The organism is Tessaracoccus coleopterorum (genome assembly GCF_011174705.1).
In the GTDB taxonomy this organism is placed as follows: Bacteria; Actinomycetota; Actinomycetes; order Propionibacteriales; family Propionibacteriaceae; genus Arachnia; species Arachnia coleopterorum.
The window spans coordinates 688,371-702,731 of the sequence record NZ_JAANIJ010000001.1; the positions used below are offsets into that span (position 1 = coordinate 688,371).

Consider the following 14,361-nt stretch of genomic DNA (forward strand, 5'->3'; position numbering starts at 1 on the left):
TCGCCTACGACGAGCTCGCGCCCGGCGTGAGCCAGTCGCGGGCCGACTACACCTACGGCTACGCCGAGGCGCTGGCCGACCACGTCGTGCGCCCCGTGCTGTTCATGAACTATGGCGGGCCGATGCGGTGGCGCACCAAGTCGGGCGACGAACTGGCCGCCGACCTCGGCGTACCCATGACGAAGGACCTCACCTCCGCCGCCTGGCGGACGGCGCTCGCCCCGCAGGGCGAGTGGGTCTCGGCCGTGCTGCGCGCCGCCGACCGCCGGCTCACCGAGGTGCGCCGCCACGTGCCGGACGCAGGCGGCCTCGTGATCGCGACCAACCAGACGACTGCGCGGGCCTACGCGAAGCTGCTGACCGACCTGACGGGCAGGCGTCCGTGCGTCGTGCTCTCCGATGACTCGAAGGCCAGCGCGCGGATCGACGAGTTCTCCGCCTCCGAGGACCGGTGGATGGTGGCCGTGCGCATGGTGTCGGAGGGGGTCGACGTGCCCGGCTCGCCGTCGGCGTCTACGCCACCGCGACGTCGACACCGCTGTTCTTCGCCCAGGCCGTGGGTCGCTTCGTGCGCAGCCGTCGCCGCGGCGAGGTGGCGACCGTGTTCCTGCCGACGGTGCCCGTCCTGCTCTCGCATGCGGCCACCATCGAACGCCAGCGCGACCACGTGATGGGCCGCCCGAAGACTGACGAGATGGACATCTGGGCCGAGACCGAGGCGCTGATGGAGGCGGCCAACCGCACCGATTCGGCCTCCGACGACCTGCTCGGATCCTTCGAGGCGCTCGAGTCGCAGGCGACGTTCGACCACGTGCTGTTCGACTCGCAGGCCTTCGGCATGCACGCCGAGCCCTCGTCGCAGGACGAGGCCGACTACCTCGGGCTTCCCGGGCTGCTGGAACCCAATCAGGTGAGTGTGCTGCTCGCCGATCGGCAGCGCAGGCAGTTGCGTCGCCGGGAGCGCGAGGACCGCACCGCCGAGCCGGAGGTGGCGCTGCACCGGGCGATCGCCTCGAAGCGCAAGGAACTCAACTCGCTGGTGGCCCAGTACGCGCGTGTCAAGGGCATCCCGCACAGCCACGTGCACGCCGACCTGCGTCGCGAATGCGGCGGGCCGAAGCTCGCCCAGGCCTCGCAGAAGGAGGTCGACGAGAGGCTCCAGACGCTGCGCGGCTGGCTGCGCGGATAGGGGCTGCTCTCAGTCGACCTGGGCCCATCCCGCGACGCTCGTACCGTTCAGGCCTGCGAAGGCCACCACCGGCAGCACCTCGCCGTCCTGGCGCGGAGGCTTGTCGGCCCGACGTTCCGGGTAGGCCGTCGCTTCGACGCCCTCGATCTTGGCCGCCTCCATCTGCTGGGCGGCGAGGCTGGCGTACAGGCCGCCGCGCGCCAGCAGTTCGGTGTGTGTGCCCGACTCGACGATGTGGCCCGCCTCGATGACGTGGATCACGTCGGCCCGACCACGGTCGAGAGCCGGTGGGCGATGGACAAGGTGGTGCGACCCGGGCGACGTTGTCGAGCGCCTCCTGGACGACCCGCTCAGAGACCGTGTCGAGCGCGCTCGTAGCCTCGTCGAGCAGCAGCACAGGCGGGTCCTTCAGCAGCACCCGGGCGATCGCGATCCGCTGCTTCTCGCCACCGGAGAGCCGGTAGCCGCGCTCCCCACGACCGTGTCGTAGCCGTCCTCGAAACTGGTGATGATGTGGTGGATGTTGGCTGAGACGCACGCTTTCTCGATCTGCTCCTGTGTGGCGTCGGGCATCGCGTAGAGCAGGTTCTCGCGGATGGTCGCGTGGAAGAGGTACGTCTCCTGCGACACGATGCCGACGTGGTCGATGATCGAGGCCTGCGTGAGCCGACGCACATCGGTGCCCGCGAAGGCCACGCTTCCACCCGTCACCTCGTAGAGCCGGGGCGCGAGGTAGAGCACGGTGGACTTGCCAGCGCCCGAGGGCCCGACGAAGGCCACATGCTGCCCTGGCTCCGCGGTGAAGTTGATCCCCGACAGGGTGGGCCGGGTGTCGGGGCCGCGTCCGGGTAGCGGAAGGTAACGTCGCTGAACTCGATGCGCCCGAGCGGGCCGGGGCCGTCGACCACCTCGATGGCGTCGGGCGCGTCGGAGATGGCAGGTGTCATGTCCAGGTACTCGAAGATGCGGGCGAAGATCGCGCTGGACGTCTGCAGGTCGAGCGCCACGCGCATCAGGCCCATGAGCGGCTGCAGCAGGCGGGCCTGCACCGTCGTGAAGGCGACGATCGTGCCCGCGGTGATGGTGTCGGCACCGCCGCCCAGCAGGTAGCCGGAGACGAGGTAGATCACGGCCGGGATGCTCGCCATGATCACCTGCACCACGGCGAAGAAGCCCTGCCCGCTCATGGCCCGCTTCACCTGCAACCCGATCTGGTTGGCGTTCTCGCCCTGGTAGCGGCCCGACTCGGTGCGCTGCCGGTTGAACGACTTGGAGAGCAGGATGCCGGAGACGCTGAGAGTCTCCTGCGTGATGGAGGTCAGCTCGGAGAGCGACTCCTGGGTCTGCGCGGCGATCCTTGCGCGCACCTGCCCCACCCGGCGCTGGATCAGCACGAGGATCGGCATCAGCACGACGGCGATCAGGGTGAGGCGCCAGTCGATCAGGATCATCGCGACGAGCGCGGAGATGACCGTGACCACGTTGCCGAGGATGCTGGTGACGGTGTTGGTGAGCACCCCGGACACGGCGCCGACGTCGTTCTGCAGCCGGGACTGGATGACGCCGGTCTTGGTACGGGTGAAGAACCCGAGCTCCATTGCCTGCAGGTGCTCGAAGAGCCGCACCCGCAGGTCGCCGGTGACCCGGTTACCGACCGTGGAGGTGAGCCAGGTCTGGGCCACGCCGAGCCCGGCCGACAGCAGGTAGAGGCCCACCATGGCGGCCACCAACTGCGCGAGCAGCCGCAGGTTGGGCGCGCCACCCTGCGGGAACAGCGCATCGTCGAAGACGCGCTGCACCAGCAGCGGGGGGATCACCGCGATCGCCGCTCCGAGGATGACGATGGCCGCGGTGCCCGCGATGCGTCCCTTGTAAGGCTGGAACAGCGTCACGATCCGACTTCCGAGGTCGGGAATCTCCGGCGCCTCTGCGTTCAGCTTGCGCTGCGCTTCCTCGTCCACTCCCCGGAATCCCCGGCCTCCACCGCCAACTGACATGAAAACAGGCTAGTGGGAACGGCCCCGGCGCGGGCGGATGACCAACCGGTATCCCTGGCCCGCATCCAGGCCCGCAGCCGACACCGTCGCCGTGTGCTCGACTCGTCGGCCCTGCGCTACCTTCCGGTGATCGACGAGGAGGCGCCGTCACCGATCGGCGGCCGCAGGGCGATCGGCCCGGGTAGGTTGGGGCCATGAGCCAGCAGTCAGAACACGGCACGGGCGGCGTCTACTCCGTGAAGGGCAAGGAGTTCACCCGCGACTCCCGCTACATCACCACCCGCATCGTGAAGAACCCGACGGACGGCAGCGGCGACTACCCCGTCGAGCCCGGCCGCTACCGCCTGATCGCCGCCTACGCCTGTCCGTGGGCCAACCGCGCCATCATCGACCGCGACCTGCTCGGGTTGCGCGACGTCATCTCGATGGGCAACCCCGGCCCGACGCACGACGCCGACTCCTGGACGTTCGACCTCGACCCGGCGGTGTCGATCCCGTCCTCGGCATCCCCCGCCTGAAGGACGCCTACCTCAAGCGGTTCCCCGACTACCCGCGCGGCATCACGGTACCCGCCATCGTCGACGAGACCACGGGCGAGGTGGTCACCAACGACTTCCCGCAGATCACCGAGGACCTGTTCTTCCAGTGGCGCGACTTCCACAAGGAGGGGCCCCGGACCTCTGGCCCGTCGACCTGCGTGAGGAGATGGACGAGGTGATGCGCCGCGTCTACACCGAGGTCAACAACGGCGTCTACCGCTGCGGCTTCGCCGGCTCCCAGGCGGCCTACGACGCCGCCTACGAGCGGCTGTTCACCGCTCTGGACTGGCTGGAGGAGCGCCTCGGGCGGAGCCGGTACCTGATGGGTGACGCGATCACCGAGGCCGACGTGCGGCTGTTCACGACGCTGGTGCGCTTCGACCCCGTCTACCACGGGCACTTCAAGTGCAACCGCAACAAGCTGATCGAGCTGCCCAACCTGTGGGGCTACGCCCGCGACCTGTTCCAGACGCCCGGGTTCGGCAACAACGTGAACTTCCAGCAGATCAAGGATCACTACTACAAGGTGCACACCGACCTGAACCCGCTCGGCATCGTGCCGCAGGGGCCGGATCTGAGCGGGTGGACCACCGCGCACGGGCGCGGCTGAGCTCAGCGCAGCAGCAGGGAGAGCGCGGCGGGCGCCAGAAGCACCCCGCCACCATGAAGGGGCCGAACGCGATGTCGGTGTCGCGCCCGGCCTTGCCGCTGACGAGCAGCGCGACGCTGGTCAGGCCGAACAGCACGAATCCGACCGCGGTGCCGAGCAGCGCGTACACGACGCCCGCCCACCCGCCGGCGAGCCAGCCGAGCGCCGCGCCGGTGCTCAGCCCGAGCTTCACGTCGCCGAGGCCGAAGCCCCGCGGGTTGATGAAGGCGAGCACGAACAGGAGGATGGCGTTCAGCAGCGCCGTCACCAGCGTCATCCCCAGTGGCCGAGGCCGGGCCGCTGACGGCCACCGGCAGCAGGAGCGCCACGAAACCGAGGAAGCCGAGCAGGGTGTAGCGGTCGGGCAGTCGGTGGCGGGCCAGGTCGATCCCGATGGCGATCCCCCAGGCGGCCGCGAGCACGAGGTAGGCGGGCAGCGCCCAGGGCTGGGGCACGACGAGCAACGCCCAGACGGCTACGGCCGCGGCCGTCACGGCGACGACCCACCCGCGCACCGGGCGCGGTGGGGCCTCGGTCGCGGGGCCTCGCTTTCGGTCACTATCCGAGTCCGCCAAAGGCCTGGATGGCATTGATCACGGCCGGGCCGAGGATCACCAGGAAGATCACCGGCAGGATGCACAGGATGAGGGGAAGACCACCTTGACGGGGATCTCCATGGCCTTCTTCTCCGCGTGCTGCCTGCGGGCGATCCGCATCTCGTCGGCCTGCGCCGTGAGGACGTCGGCCAGCGGGATGCCGTACGCCTCGGCCTGCACGACGGTGCGGAGGAAGCGGCGCAGCGGGGTCGATCCGGTGCGCATGGCGAGGTCGTCGTAGGCCACCCGCCTGCTCTGCCCACCTGGATGTCCTGCAGGGTGCGCACCAGCTCCCTGGCCAGCACCCCTTGCCGTTGCGGGCGATGCGCACCAGCGCCGAGTCGAACCCGAGGCCCGCCTGCACCGCAATGCTCATCTGGTCGAGGGTGTCGGCCAGTTCCAGGTCGACCCGAAGGCGAGGGCGCTCACCACTGCTCTGATCCGCTGGGACACCAGGCAGCAGGGCCAGCTGGACTCCTCAGAGCTCTCCGCGTTGGCCGCCGACGTGCGGATCGCGTTCGACACCGCCCGGGCCCACTCCGAGGCCGTCGGCATGGGGCATTTCCCCACGGATCTCCGCCCCAGGCCGAACGGGCGCTCAAGACGGCCCGCCTCGTCACCGACGGCGCCACCGCCGGAGAGCGCGCCACGGCCCTGCGCCAGGTCGCCTCGATCCTCGAATCACTTGCCCTCTACTACCTTCCCTCCCCGGCGAGGCGGTCCGGATGGTCGAGGGGCACCGGGTGCTGGCACTTCCCGGCAGGCTCTCGCGGCCCACAGAGGAGACCCAGGAATGATCTTCCCGTTCTGGACCACCGTCCCCGAGGACACTCCCCCGAAAAGCTGCAGGACACCTCGCTGCTCCTGCTTCCCGACGACCACGCGCAGGCCGCGGTGATGACGGTGGAGTACCCCGACAACAACGGGCACTGGACGATCCGCACGGCCAAGGTCGCGAGCCTCGAGCGGAGCCGCACGTTGACGCTGCGCGCCTCGGCGATCGGCCCCAGCTCGGCAAGGTCGTCCCGGGCAACGTGGAGCTCATCTCGATCCCCCGGTCGACTGGGCCGCCCTGGGCAACGAACCGATGCGACTCCGCACTCCCGTGTGCGCCGTGGCCAGCGCCCTGGTAGTCGGGATCATGATCCTCAGCTTCAACACGGTGGCCATCGCGATGGCCCTTCCCATGGGAGCCGCCGTCTGGGGCGGGCTCTGGGCGCTTCTACGGAAGCGGCGGCCGCTCCGGCTCCGCACCGCGGGCGACCTGCATCTGGACGGCTCCAACCTCGTCGACTACGCCCTCGCCCGGCGGCGCGGGAACGACCTGAGGTGATGACGCGCATCGAACGCCGGGCACTCATCGAGGCCCGCATCGACGCCGTGCGCGACGAGTACGGGCGGCTGTCCTCCGACATCGTCTACCGGATCGAGAGCCCAGCATTGTTCGACGCGGCGAGCCCGTTGACGGGCGCCTTCGAGAACGCCCTGGTCAGGGCCGGTTCACACGTCGATGACCTCGAGGAGTTCGACGACCTCGCCACCGAACTGGAGATCAGCTTCGCGGTGGCACGCGACCACGCCGAGACCCTCGGCATCGCCCACCTCCCGGAGTCGGCCCGACCCGATGCACGACGGGCCGGGAAGGCCGCGCAACTGGCGGCGGGAGCGACCTCGGACGGCGAGCGGCAGGCCGCCCTCGCGCAGGTGGTGCGGATCCTCGACTCCCTGGCGCTGCACTACCTACCGGCGCCGGAGGCGGCCCGACGCGCCATCACCGCCGGCGTTCAGGCGAGCGGAACCGCGGCCTCCGACGTGTAGTCGAGGAAGGTGAACGTCTCCTGCAGGTACAGCGTCACCGACGCCAGGTCGTGCGTCAGGTAGCCGATCTCGACATCGCTGCCCAACTGCAGGTCGTAGTCTCCCCGCGGGTCGTGAGCACGAAGGCGCCGTCGATCGCGGGCGCCCAGATGATGGGTCCGTCCACGAGCCGCTGGATGTGTTCGAGGATCGGGTAGCCGTGATCGGACGCCTCCGCCACCAACGTGTAGCTCTCCGCCGACATGAGCACGCTGTACGGCCCCTGCACGCCCGCGAGGCGGAGTTCGGTGACCGCGTGCGCGATCACATCGGGGATGTCACGGGGCTCGTTCGGCAACGCGAGGGCTTGTTGGACGCGTTGGCCCGGATACCGGGAATGCCCGCGGCCTCGTACCCTCGAAGATCGCGCGGTCCTCGGCGAACGCGAGCCGCCGTGCGGCCTCCTTCACCGGGTCCCAGTCGGAATCCTCCGCACCACGCTCAGCGTTGTCGATGTCCTCGCGGCTCACGATGAAGGGCACCCGCAGCCGCACCATGGGCTGCGCGACGCGCAGGTTCGCCTCGATCCCGTCGGCGGGCGGCTCGGTGGGCGCAAGATGGCCGGTGTTGGTGGCCGCCGCCTCCGGGCCGAGCGGGCCGGTGACGTCGACGACGCGGCGCCCCGCGATGTGGCGGCGGAACGTGCGCGCGGCCTCCTCCTCGATCTGTTCCCAGGCCACCGCGTTGACGGGGGCGAGTTCGCGGTACAGGTTGTTCATCAGTTCTGTCCTTTCAGGCTGCCGATGCGGAGCTGGCCGGCCGGTGCCGCGGGTGGCGCGGTGACGGCTGGCGCGGGTTCAGGGATGACGCGGGCCGCGGGCGGAGGGTCGTCGAGCAGCGCGCCCGGAGCAACGAAGAAGAGGCAGCCGGTGTGCGCCGTCGAGAACTCGAGGATGGCGTCGGTGGTGCCGGGCGGATCGCCGATGAACATGTTGTCGAGCATCCGCTCGGTGATCCCGGGGTCGCGGGAGTAGGCGATGTAGAACGTGCCGAACTCGCCGCGGCCGAGATCGCCGAACGGCATGTTGAGCCGCACGACCTCCAACTCCCGCCCAGCCTCGTCCTCGATGGCGTTGAGCCGAATGTGGGCGTCGGCGGGCAGTTGCTCGTCGGGAAGCTCGGTGTCCTCGAGCTTCCTGCGCCCGATCACCGCCTCCTGCTCCTCCACCGTCAGGGCCTTCCAAGCCGCGAGGTCGTGCAGGTACTTCTGGATGTGCACGTAGGCGCCGTCGGCGAAGCGGGGGTCGTCGTCGCCGATGGTGGTGGCCCGGTCCGCCTCGGCGCCGGTGGGGTTCTCGGTGCCGTCGACGAAGCCGAGCAGGTCGCGGGTGTCGAAGTAGCGGAAGCCGTTGACGGCATCGACCACGGTGACGGCACCCTCCAGCGCTTCGAGGATCCGGGCGGCCAACTCGAAGCAGAGGTCTGCCGTATCGGCCCGGATGTGGAAGAGCAGGTCGCCCGGCGTCGACGGCGCCGTGTGCCGCTCCCCGTTCACCGCACGGAACGGGTGCAGCCCGGCGGGACGCGGCCCGGCGAAGAGCCGGTCCCAGGCATCGGAACCGATCCCCGTCAGCAGTGTGAGTTCGCGCTCGGGGTAGCGGAACCCCACCGATCTCGTGAGCCCGGCCAGTTCGGGCAGGACGGCGTGGACGGCCCGCTCGCCACCGTTGTCGATGGTGACGACCAGGAACATCGCGGCGGGGGTGATCCGCCAGTTGTCAGAGTGGGAGGTGACCACGTCACCCACCCTAGCCCGCCGCCCCAGCGCCCCGGCCGAAACCGCGAAACGGGACGGCCCTCATCACGGCCCACCGGTCGACGGCCTGCTGCGGGGAGGCGGCACCGTGTGCCGGAAGCGCAACGAATCACCGGCGCGTGACACTAGGCTGGCGGCATGCCCAAACGCCAGTACGAGGTGTTGCCCGGCGGACACGGTTCGCGGGTCAAGATCAACGCACGGGGGCGCGCAGTGCTGCGCAACCCCCGCATCAACCGCGGCACCGCCTTCACGCAGGAGCAGCGCGACAAGCTGCGCCTCATCGGCCTGCTTCCGAGCAACGTCACGCCGCTGGAGGCGCAGGCCCGACGCGCATACGAGCGGTTCCGCCACGCCGAGACCGCGCTCGAGCAGTTCGCCTACCTGCAGGCGCTGCGCGAACGCAACACGGTGCTGTTCTACCGGCTGCTGAGCGACCATCTGCCCGAGATGATGCCGATCGTCTACACCCCCACGATCGGCGAGGCGATCAAGGAGTTCAGCCTGTGGTACCAGGCGGTCAACGGTGTGTTCCTCTCGATCAACCAGCCCGACATGGTCGAGCGGGCGCTGCGCTCCAGCGAACACGGCCCCGACGACATCGACCTGCTGATCGTGACCGACTCCGAGGGCATCCTCGGCATCGGCGACCAGGGCGTCGGGGCATCCAGATCTGCATGGGCAAGAAGTCGCTCTACACGGCGGCCGCGGGATGGACCCCGACCGCATCCTCGCCGTCGTGCTCGACGTCGGCACCGACAACCTGCGGCTGCTGAACGACGAGTTGTACATGGGTGAGCGCCACGGCCGCGTCCGCGGAGCCCGCTACGACGAGTTCATCGAGCAGTTCGTGACGGCGGCGTCGAAGGTCTACCCCCACGCGATGCTGCATTGGAGGACTTCGGCGCCGACAATGCACACCGGCTGCTCGACACCTACCGCGACCGGATCTGCACCTTCAACGACGACATCCAGGGCACCGCGGCCGTCGTGGCGAGCGCCGTGCTCGCCGGGTCAAGGGCAAGCGGGAGAAGCTCAGAGACCAGCGCTTCGTGATCCACGGCGGCGGCACCGCGGGCATCGGCATCGCCGACCTCCTGGTCGACCTGATGGTCAAGGGCGGGCTCAGCCCCGAGGAGGCGCGCCAGCGGTTCTGGATCACCAGCAGCCGTGGCCTGGTCACCGACGACGCGACGCAGAAGTTCCGCGACTTCCAGCGCCCGTACGCCCGGGGCATCGGCGAGTTGGGTGACTGGACGCTCGACCAGGTCGGGCACTACATGCTGCCCGACATCGTCCGGAACGTGCACCCCACCGTGCTGATCGGCACCTCGGGCCAGCCCGGTTCATTCACAGAGGACATCGTGGTCGACATGGCCGGCCACGTCGAGCGTCCGATGATCATGCCGCTGTCGAACCCGACCTCACTGACCGAGGCCCTACCCTCCGACCTGCTGCGGTGGACCGAGGGACGGGCCATGATCGCGACCGGCTCGCCGTTTCCTCCGGTCAGCTACGAGGGCGTCGCGTACACGATCGCCCAGGCCAACAACGCCCTCGTCTTCCCGGGCCTCGGGCTGGGCGTGGCGGTGTGCCGCGCGAACCGGGTGACCGACGCGATGATCGCCGCATCCGCCGAGGCCGTCGCTTCGCTGTCGGTCGTCCAGATCCGCGGCGACTCGCTGCTGCCGGGCATGCAGGACCTGCGCCGCGTCTCGTCGACGGTCGCCCTCGCGGTCGCCGCGGCGGCCGCGGAGGACGGCGTCGCCGACCGACCGCTCGCCCACCCCGTCGAGGAGATCTTCGACGCGATGTGGCAGCCGGTCTACCCCGAGCTGATCATCGAGGACTAAGCGTCCGGCCCGGCCACGACCGGGCCGGACACCCGCGCCGTCAGAGCCGGGCGCGCAGCGCGCGGAGCCTGGCCAGCGACGAGTCGCGGCCCAGGATCTCCACGGACTCGAAGAGCGGCGGCGATACGCGGCGCCCGGAGATGGCCACCCGGATCGGAGCGAAGGCGAACTTGGGCTTGATTCCCATGCCCTCCACGATGCGCTCTCGCAGGCCGGCCTGGATGGCCTCCGGCGTGAGCTCCACCGTCTCCACCACCTCGATCGCCGCGTCAAGCACCTCGGCCGCGTTCCGGGAAGGGCGGCCACCGCCTCAGGGTCGAGCACCAGGTCGGCGTCGGAGCCGAGGAGATAGTCGAGCTGCGGCAGGGCGTCGGCCAGCAGGACGAGCCGCTCCTGGATGATCGGCACGGCACGACGCAGCGTTTCGCGCTGCTCATCGGTCGGGTCGCTCCACTGGCCCGTCGCGCTGGCGAAGGCCGCGATCCGGTCGGCCAACTCATCGGAGGTCAGCGAACGGATGTAGTGGCCGTTCAGCCAGTCGAGCTTCTTCAGGTCGAAGATCGGGCCGACGGTGTTGACCTTGGCCCACGAGAAGTTCTCGACGAACTCCTCGAACGTCGACACCTCGTTCTCCTCATCGCCGGCGTAGCCCAGCAACTGGAGGAAGTTGCGCACGGCCTCGGGCAGGTAGCCCTGCTCGCGGAACCAGACGAGGCGCGCCGCCGGGTTCTTGCGCTTGGAGATCTTGGACTTGTCGGTGTTACGCAGCAGCGGCATGTGCGCGAACGCAGGCAACTCCCAGCCGAGCCAGCGGTACAGCAGGATGTGCTTGGGAGTCGACGAGATCCACTCCTCTCCACGCACGACGGTGTTGATCCCCATCAGGTGGTCGTCGACGACCACGGCGAGGTGGTAGGTCGGGAAGCCGTCAGCCTTCAGGATCACCTGGTCGTCGGGCGGGGCGCCTTCACGGTGCCGCGGATGATGTCGGCGAACTCGAGCGGGGCATCGTCGGGATCAGCATCCGCACGACGGGGGTCTCACTGAAGCCGGGCAGCTGGGCGCGCTCCTCGCGCGTCTTCCCGACGCACAACCGGTCGTAGCCGGTGGTCGACAGCTTCTGCCGGTTCTGCTCCTCGCGGAGTTCGGCGAGTCGCTCCGAGGAGCACCAGCAGTAGTAGGCGTGGCCGTCGGCGACCAACTGCTCGACGAACGGCTTGTACGTGTCGAGTCGCTCCGACTGCTTGTACGGCGCGTAGGGGCCGCCGACAGCGGGGCTCTCGTCGGGCGCGAGGGCCAGCCAGTCGAGCGAGTCGTAGATCTGCTGCTCGGAACCCTCGACCAGGCGGTTCTGGTCGGTGTCCTCGATGCGCAGCACGAACTGGCCACCCGTCTTCCTCGCCCAGGCGAGATCGAACAGCGCCATGAAGGCGGTGCCGACGTGGGGGTCGCCGGTGGGCGACGGAGCTACCCGGGTACGGGCTGGAACCTCATTAGTCATAGTGCCCCCAACTCTAGTGCCCCGGCCCGGCCCGGACCTCAGGCACACTTGGGGACATGACCAGTGAGGAGACGCCCGGCGCCGACGTTGTACCGACCACCCTCGAATCCGCGCGCTCACAGGCGGAGGCTGCGCTCGAGCCGGATCGACCCGCCAAGCTGACGCGCACCCTGACCTTCATCCTCGAGGACCTCGTGCCTGTGCCCGGCACGAAGATCCGGCTGGGCATCGATCCCGTCCTCAGCCTCATCCCGTGGGCGGGCACCGCCACCGGCGCGGTGTTCGGCTCGGCCGTGATGATCGACGCCATCCGGCTCCGCACCCCGGTACCCGTGCTGGTGCGCATGCTCGGCAACTGGGCGATCGACTGGCTGCTCGGCGTCATCCCGGGTGTCGGCACCCTGCTCGACTTCGCCTGGCGATCCAACAGCAAGAACCTCAAACTCCTCAACCGCACCATCGACGACCGGGCCCAGGTGCGCGACGCCTCGATCGCCTACTGGATCTCTGCGGCCGCCATCCTGTTCAGCATGCTGGCGCTCGCTGTACTCCTGCCGATCGCGCTGTTCGTGTGGCTCCTCACCCGCGCCTGAAGCCCCTCACCGAACCGGTAGCATACGGGCATGACTGATCCCGCCATGCCCTCCAACTTCATCTACGACGTCGTCTCCGGCGACGTCGCGCAGGGTGTACGCGGCGGACGGGTCCAGACGCGGTTCCCACCGGAGCCCAACGGCTACCTGCACATCGGCCACGCCAAGGCGATCGTGGTGGACTTCGGCGTCGCCGCCGACTTCGACGGCACCTGCTTCCTGCGGCTCGACGACACCAACCCCGAGACCGAGGACTCCGACTTCGTCGACTCGATCCTCGACGACATCCGCTGGCTCGGCTATGAGCCCACCGAGGAGCGCTACGCCTCCGACTACTTCGAGCAGCTGTACACCTGGGCCGAGGAGCTCATCGGCCGCGGGCTCGCCTACGTCGACGACCAGGACGGCGAGACCATCTCCGCCGGCCGCGGTGGATTCGGCAGGCCGGGCACCAACTCCCCTACCGGGCCGGAGCGTCGAGGAGAACCTCGACCTGTTCCGCCGGATGCGCGCCGGGGAGTTCGCCGAGGGCAGCCGGGTGCTCCGCGCGAAGATCGACATGTTCCACGAGAACATGCAGATGCGAGACCCGGTGATGTACCGGATCCGTCACGCGCACCACCACCGCACCGGCGACGCATGGTCGATCTACCCCACCTACGACTGGGCGCACGGCCAGTCCGATGCCATCGAGGGCACCACACACTCGATCTGCACCCTCGAGTTCGACTCGCACCGACCGCTCTACGACTGGTTCCTCGAGCAGTTGGGCGTCCAGGACGCCCCGCGTCAGTACGAGTTCGCCCGCCTCGAGCTCACCTACACCGTCACGTCGAAGCGCCGCCTCGCGAAGCTGGTGGCCGACGGAATCATGGACGGCTGGGACGACGCCCGGATGCCCACCCTGCGTGGCCTGAAGCGTCGCGGCTACCCCGCCTCCGCGATCCGCGCGTTCTGCCGCGAGGTCGGCACGACACGCACCAACTCCCGCCAGTCGATCGAGTACCTCGAGAGCTACGTCCGCCGCGAGCTGAACGCCACCGCCCAGCGCCGGATGGCCGTCCTGCGCCCCCTGAAGCTGCGCCTGACGAACTGGCCGACCGACGGGAACGGGCAGCCGGTCGTCGAGCACTTCGAGCTCTCCAACAACCCGGAGAACCCCGAGGACGGCACCAGGCTCGTCCCGTTCACCGGCGAGCTGTGGATCGAACAGGAGGACTTCCAGGAGGTTCCCCGCCGAAGTACTTCCGCCTCTCCCCGGCCGCGAGGTGCGCCTCCGCGGCGCCTACTTCGTCACCGCCACCGAGGCCGTCAAGGACGCCGACGGCAACGTGGTGGAGGTGCTCGCCACCTATGATCCGGAGACGAAGGGTGGCAACGCCCCGACGGCCGGCGGGTGAAGTCGACGATGCACTGGGTCTCGGCGCCGCACGCCGAGCAGGCCGCCGTAGCCCTCTACGAGCGGCTGTTCACGGCCGAGGCCCCGGGCGAACGGACGGGTGAGGCACTGGACGACCTCAACCCCGACTCCCGCGAGATGCTCACAGGCGCGAAGCTTGAGGGCGCCCTCACGAGCACCACACCCGGTGAGGTCGTGCAGTTCGAGCGACTCGGCTACTTCGCCGCCGACCTGGACACCCCGATGCTGTTCCACCGCACCGTCGGGCTCCGGGACGAGTGGGCCTCGCTGCAGAAGCGCGGCTGACCCGGCCCCGAACGACCTGAGGGTCCTGCCTCCGAGGAGGCAGGACCCCTTCGTCGTCCCCTCCCGGGACCGGACCGGGACGCACAGAGGGGCCGCGCGGTGATCCGCGCGGCCCCTCAGAGACTC

General features: G+C 69.5%; 14 protein-coding genes and 6 pseudogenes. 9 read left to right on the forward strand and 11 right to left on the reverse strand.

Translation table 11 applies throughout. The features are described 5' to 3' along the window. Positions 1 to 26: 26 nt before the first annotated feature. Together G7085_RS34065 and G7085_RS34070 are read left to right on the forward strand one after the other, a co-directional pair. The gene (locus tag G7085_RS34065; RefSeq protein ID WP_408647036.1) at positions 27 to 671 is read left to right on the forward strand and encodes a DEAD/DEAH box helicase; all 645 of its coding nucleotides are present in this window, start codon (positions 27 to 29) and stop codon (positions 669 to 671) included. Then, positions 671 to 1,189, forward strand: coding sequence for a hypothetical protein (locus G7085_RS34070; protein ID WP_408647037.1), 519 nt, complete (start codon positions 671 to 673; stop codon positions 1,187 to 1,189). The genes G7085_RS34065 and G7085_RS34070 overlap by 1 nt, the downstream gene beginning before the upstream one ends. Before the next feature lie 9 nt (positions 1,190 to 1,198). Here G7085_RS34070 and G7085_RS29395 read toward each other — a convergent pair whose 3' ends face one another. The 4 genes and pseudogenes from G7085_RS29395 to G7085_RS04455 form a co-directional block, all read right to left on the reverse strand. Then, positions 1,199 to 1,450 (reverse strand): hypothetical protein, encoded by a 252-nt coding sequence (locus G7085_RS29395; RefSeq protein WP_197513030.1) that lies wholly within the window; start codon positions 1,448 to 1,450, stop codon positions 1,199 to 1,201. Between the two features lie 157 nt (positions 1,451 to 1,607). After that, positions 1,608 to 1,727 (reverse strand): annotated as a pseudogene (locus tag G7085_RS32020) (hypothetical protein); the annotation flags it as partial. Positions 1,728 to 1,759: 32 nt separating this feature from the next. Beyond that, positions 1,760 to 1,969: pseudogene (locus G7085_RS32025) on the reverse strand (ATP-binding cassette domain-containing protein); the annotation flags it as partial. Beyond that, positions 1,897 to 3,150 carry an ABC transporter ATP-binding protein gene (locus G7085_RS04455; RefSeq protein WP_197510099.1) on the reverse strand — a complete coding sequence of 418 codons (1,254 nt, stop codon included), beginning with the start codon at positions 3,148 to 3,150 and terminating at the stop codon, positions 1,897 to 1,899. The gene G7085_RS04455 and the pseudogene G7085_RS32025, both read right to left, overlap by 73 nt. Positions 3,151 to 3,380: 230 nt before the next feature. Between G7085_RS04455 and G7085_RS32030 the strand changes: the two genes are divergently transcribed. Both G7085_RS32030 and G7085_RS32035 read left to right on the forward strand, forming a co-directional pair. Then, entirely contained in the window at positions 3,381 to 3,704 is a 324-nt protein-coding gene (locus G7085_RS32030) for a hypothetical protein (RefSeq protein WP_331715470.1), read from the forward strand. Between the two features lie 187 nt (positions 3,705 to 3,891). After that, positions 3,892 to 4,335, forward strand: coding sequence for a glutathione S-transferase C-terminal domain-containing protein (locus tag G7085_RS32035; protein WP_331715471.1), 444 nt, complete (start codon positions 3,892 to 3,894; stop codon positions 4,333 to 4,335). Here the strand turns inward: G7085_RS32035 and G7085_RS04465 are convergent. The 3 genes from G7085_RS04465 to G7085_RS04475 form a co-directional block, all read right to left on the reverse strand. Beyond that, the gene (locus G7085_RS04465) at positions 4,232 to 4,642 is read right to left on the reverse strand and encodes an A24 family peptidase (RefSeq protein WP_197510100.1); all 411 of its coding nucleotides are present in this window, start codon (positions 4,640 to 4,642) and stop codon (positions 4,232 to 4,234) included. The genes G7085_RS32035 and G7085_RS04465 overlap by 104 nt on opposite strands. A 355-nt stretch (positions 4,643 to 4,997) precedes the next feature. Further along, positions 4,998 to 5,216, reverse strand: a complete 219-nt coding sequence (locus tag G7085_RS04470) for a type II secretion system F family protein (protein ID WP_197510101.1) — start codon at positions 5,214 to 5,216, stop codon at positions 4,998 to 5,000. Between the two features lie 126 nt (positions 5,217 to 5,342). After that, positions 5,343 to 5,525 carry a hypothetical protein gene (locus tag G7085_RS04475; protein ID WP_197510102.1) on the reverse strand — a complete coding sequence of 61 codons (183 nt, stop codon included), beginning with the start codon at positions 5,523 to 5,525 and terminating at the stop codon, positions 5,343 to 5,345. Positions 5,526 to 6,084: 559 nt separating this feature from the next. Between G7085_RS04475 and G7085_RS04480 the strand changes: the two genes are divergently transcribed. Together G7085_RS04480 and G7085_RS04485 are read left to right on the forward strand one after the other, a co-directional pair. Beyond that, positions 6,085 to 6,303: a hypothetical protein gene (locus G7085_RS04480; protein ID WP_197510103.1), complete on the forward strand. Its 219-nt coding sequence runs from the start codon at positions 6,085 to 6,087 to the stop codon at positions 6,301 to 6,303. Next, complete coding sequence (locus G7085_RS04485) at positions 6,303 to 6,788, forward strand: hypothetical protein (protein ID WP_197510104.1); 486 nt, start codon at positions 6,303 to 6,305, stop codon at positions 6,786 to 6,788. Before G7085_RS04480 ends, G7085_RS04485 begins: the two co-directional genes overlap by 1 nt. On the opposite strand, the pseudogene G7085_RS29405 reads toward G7085_RS04485, so the two are convergent. From G7085_RS29405 to G7085_RS04495, 3 genes and pseudogenes are all read right to left on the reverse strand, one after another. Then, positions 6,755 to 7,095, reverse strand: a pseudogene (locus G7085_RS29405) (family 1 encapsulin nanocompartment shell protein). The gene G7085_RS04485 and the pseudogene G7085_RS29405 overlap by 34 nt on opposite strands. A 10-nt stretch (positions 7,096 to 7,105) precedes the next feature. After that, complete coding sequence (locus G7085_RS29410; protein ID WP_269451771.1) at positions 7,106 to 7,546, reverse strand: family 1 encapsulin nanocompartment shell protein; 441 nt, start codon at positions 7,544 to 7,546, stop codon at positions 7,106 to 7,108. Then, positions 7,546 to 8,565, reverse strand: a complete 1,020-nt coding sequence (locus G7085_RS04495) for a Dyp-type peroxidase (protein WP_331715473.1) — start codon at positions 8,563 to 8,565, stop codon at positions 7,546 to 7,548. The genes G7085_RS29410 and G7085_RS04495 overlap by 1 nt, the downstream gene beginning before the upstream one ends. Before the next feature lie 156 nt (positions 8,566 to 8,721). On the opposite strand from G7085_RS04495, the pseudogene G7085_RS04500 reads away from it, so the two are divergent. After that, a pseudogene (locus G7085_RS04500) lies at positions 8,722 to 10,436 on the forward strand (NAD-dependent malic enzyme). A gap of 40 nt (positions 10,437 to 10,476) precedes the next feature. Here the strand turns inward: G7085_RS04500 and gltX are convergent. Next, a pseudogene (gene gltX / locus G7085_RS29415) lies at positions 10,477 to 11,937 on the reverse strand (glutamate--tRNA ligase). A 56-nt stretch (positions 11,938 to 11,993) separates the two neighbouring features. Here gltX and G7085_RS04510 point away from each other — a divergent pair. Further along, positions 11,994 to 12,530, forward strand: coding sequence for a DUF4112 domain-containing protein (locus G7085_RS04510; RefSeq protein WP_197510105.1), 537 nt, complete (start codon positions 11,994 to 11,996; stop codon positions 12,528 to 12,530). A gap of 30 nt (positions 12,531 to 12,560) precedes the next feature. Beyond that, positions 12,561 to 14,235 (forward strand): annotated as a pseudogene (locus tag G7085_RS04515) (glutamine--tRNA ligase/YqeY domain fusion protein). Positions 14,236 to 14,361: the final 126 nt, after the last annotated feature.

Coding starts and splice junctions, on each gene's coding strand:
- G7085_RS34070 (WP_408647037.1), top strand. CDS start 671: ATGGGCCGCCCGAAGACTGACGAGATGGACATCTGGGCCGAGACCGAG.
- G7085_RS32030 (WP_331715470.1), top strand. CDS start 3,381: ATGAGCCAGCAGTCAGAACACGGCACGGGCGGCGTCTACTCCGTGAAG.
- G7085_RS32035 (WP_331715471.1), top strand. CDS start 3,892: ATGGACGAGGTGATGCGCCGCGTCTACACCGAGGTCAACAACGGCGTC.
- G7085_RS04475 (WP_197510102.1), bottom strand. CDS start 5,525: ATGCCGACGGCCTCGGAGTGGGCCCGGGCGGTGTCGAACGCGATCCGC.
- G7085_RS04485 (WP_197510104.1), top strand. CDS start 6,303: ATGACGCGCATCGAACGCCGGGCACTCATCGAGGCCCGCATCGACGCC.
- G7085_RS29410 (WP_269451771.1), bottom strand. CDS start 7,546: ATGAACAACCTGTACCGCGAACTCGCCCCCGTCAACGCGGTGGCCTGG.
- G7085_RS04510 (WP_197510105.1), top strand. CDS start 11,994: ATGACCAGTGAGGAGACGCCCGGCGCCGACGTTGTACCGACCACCCTC.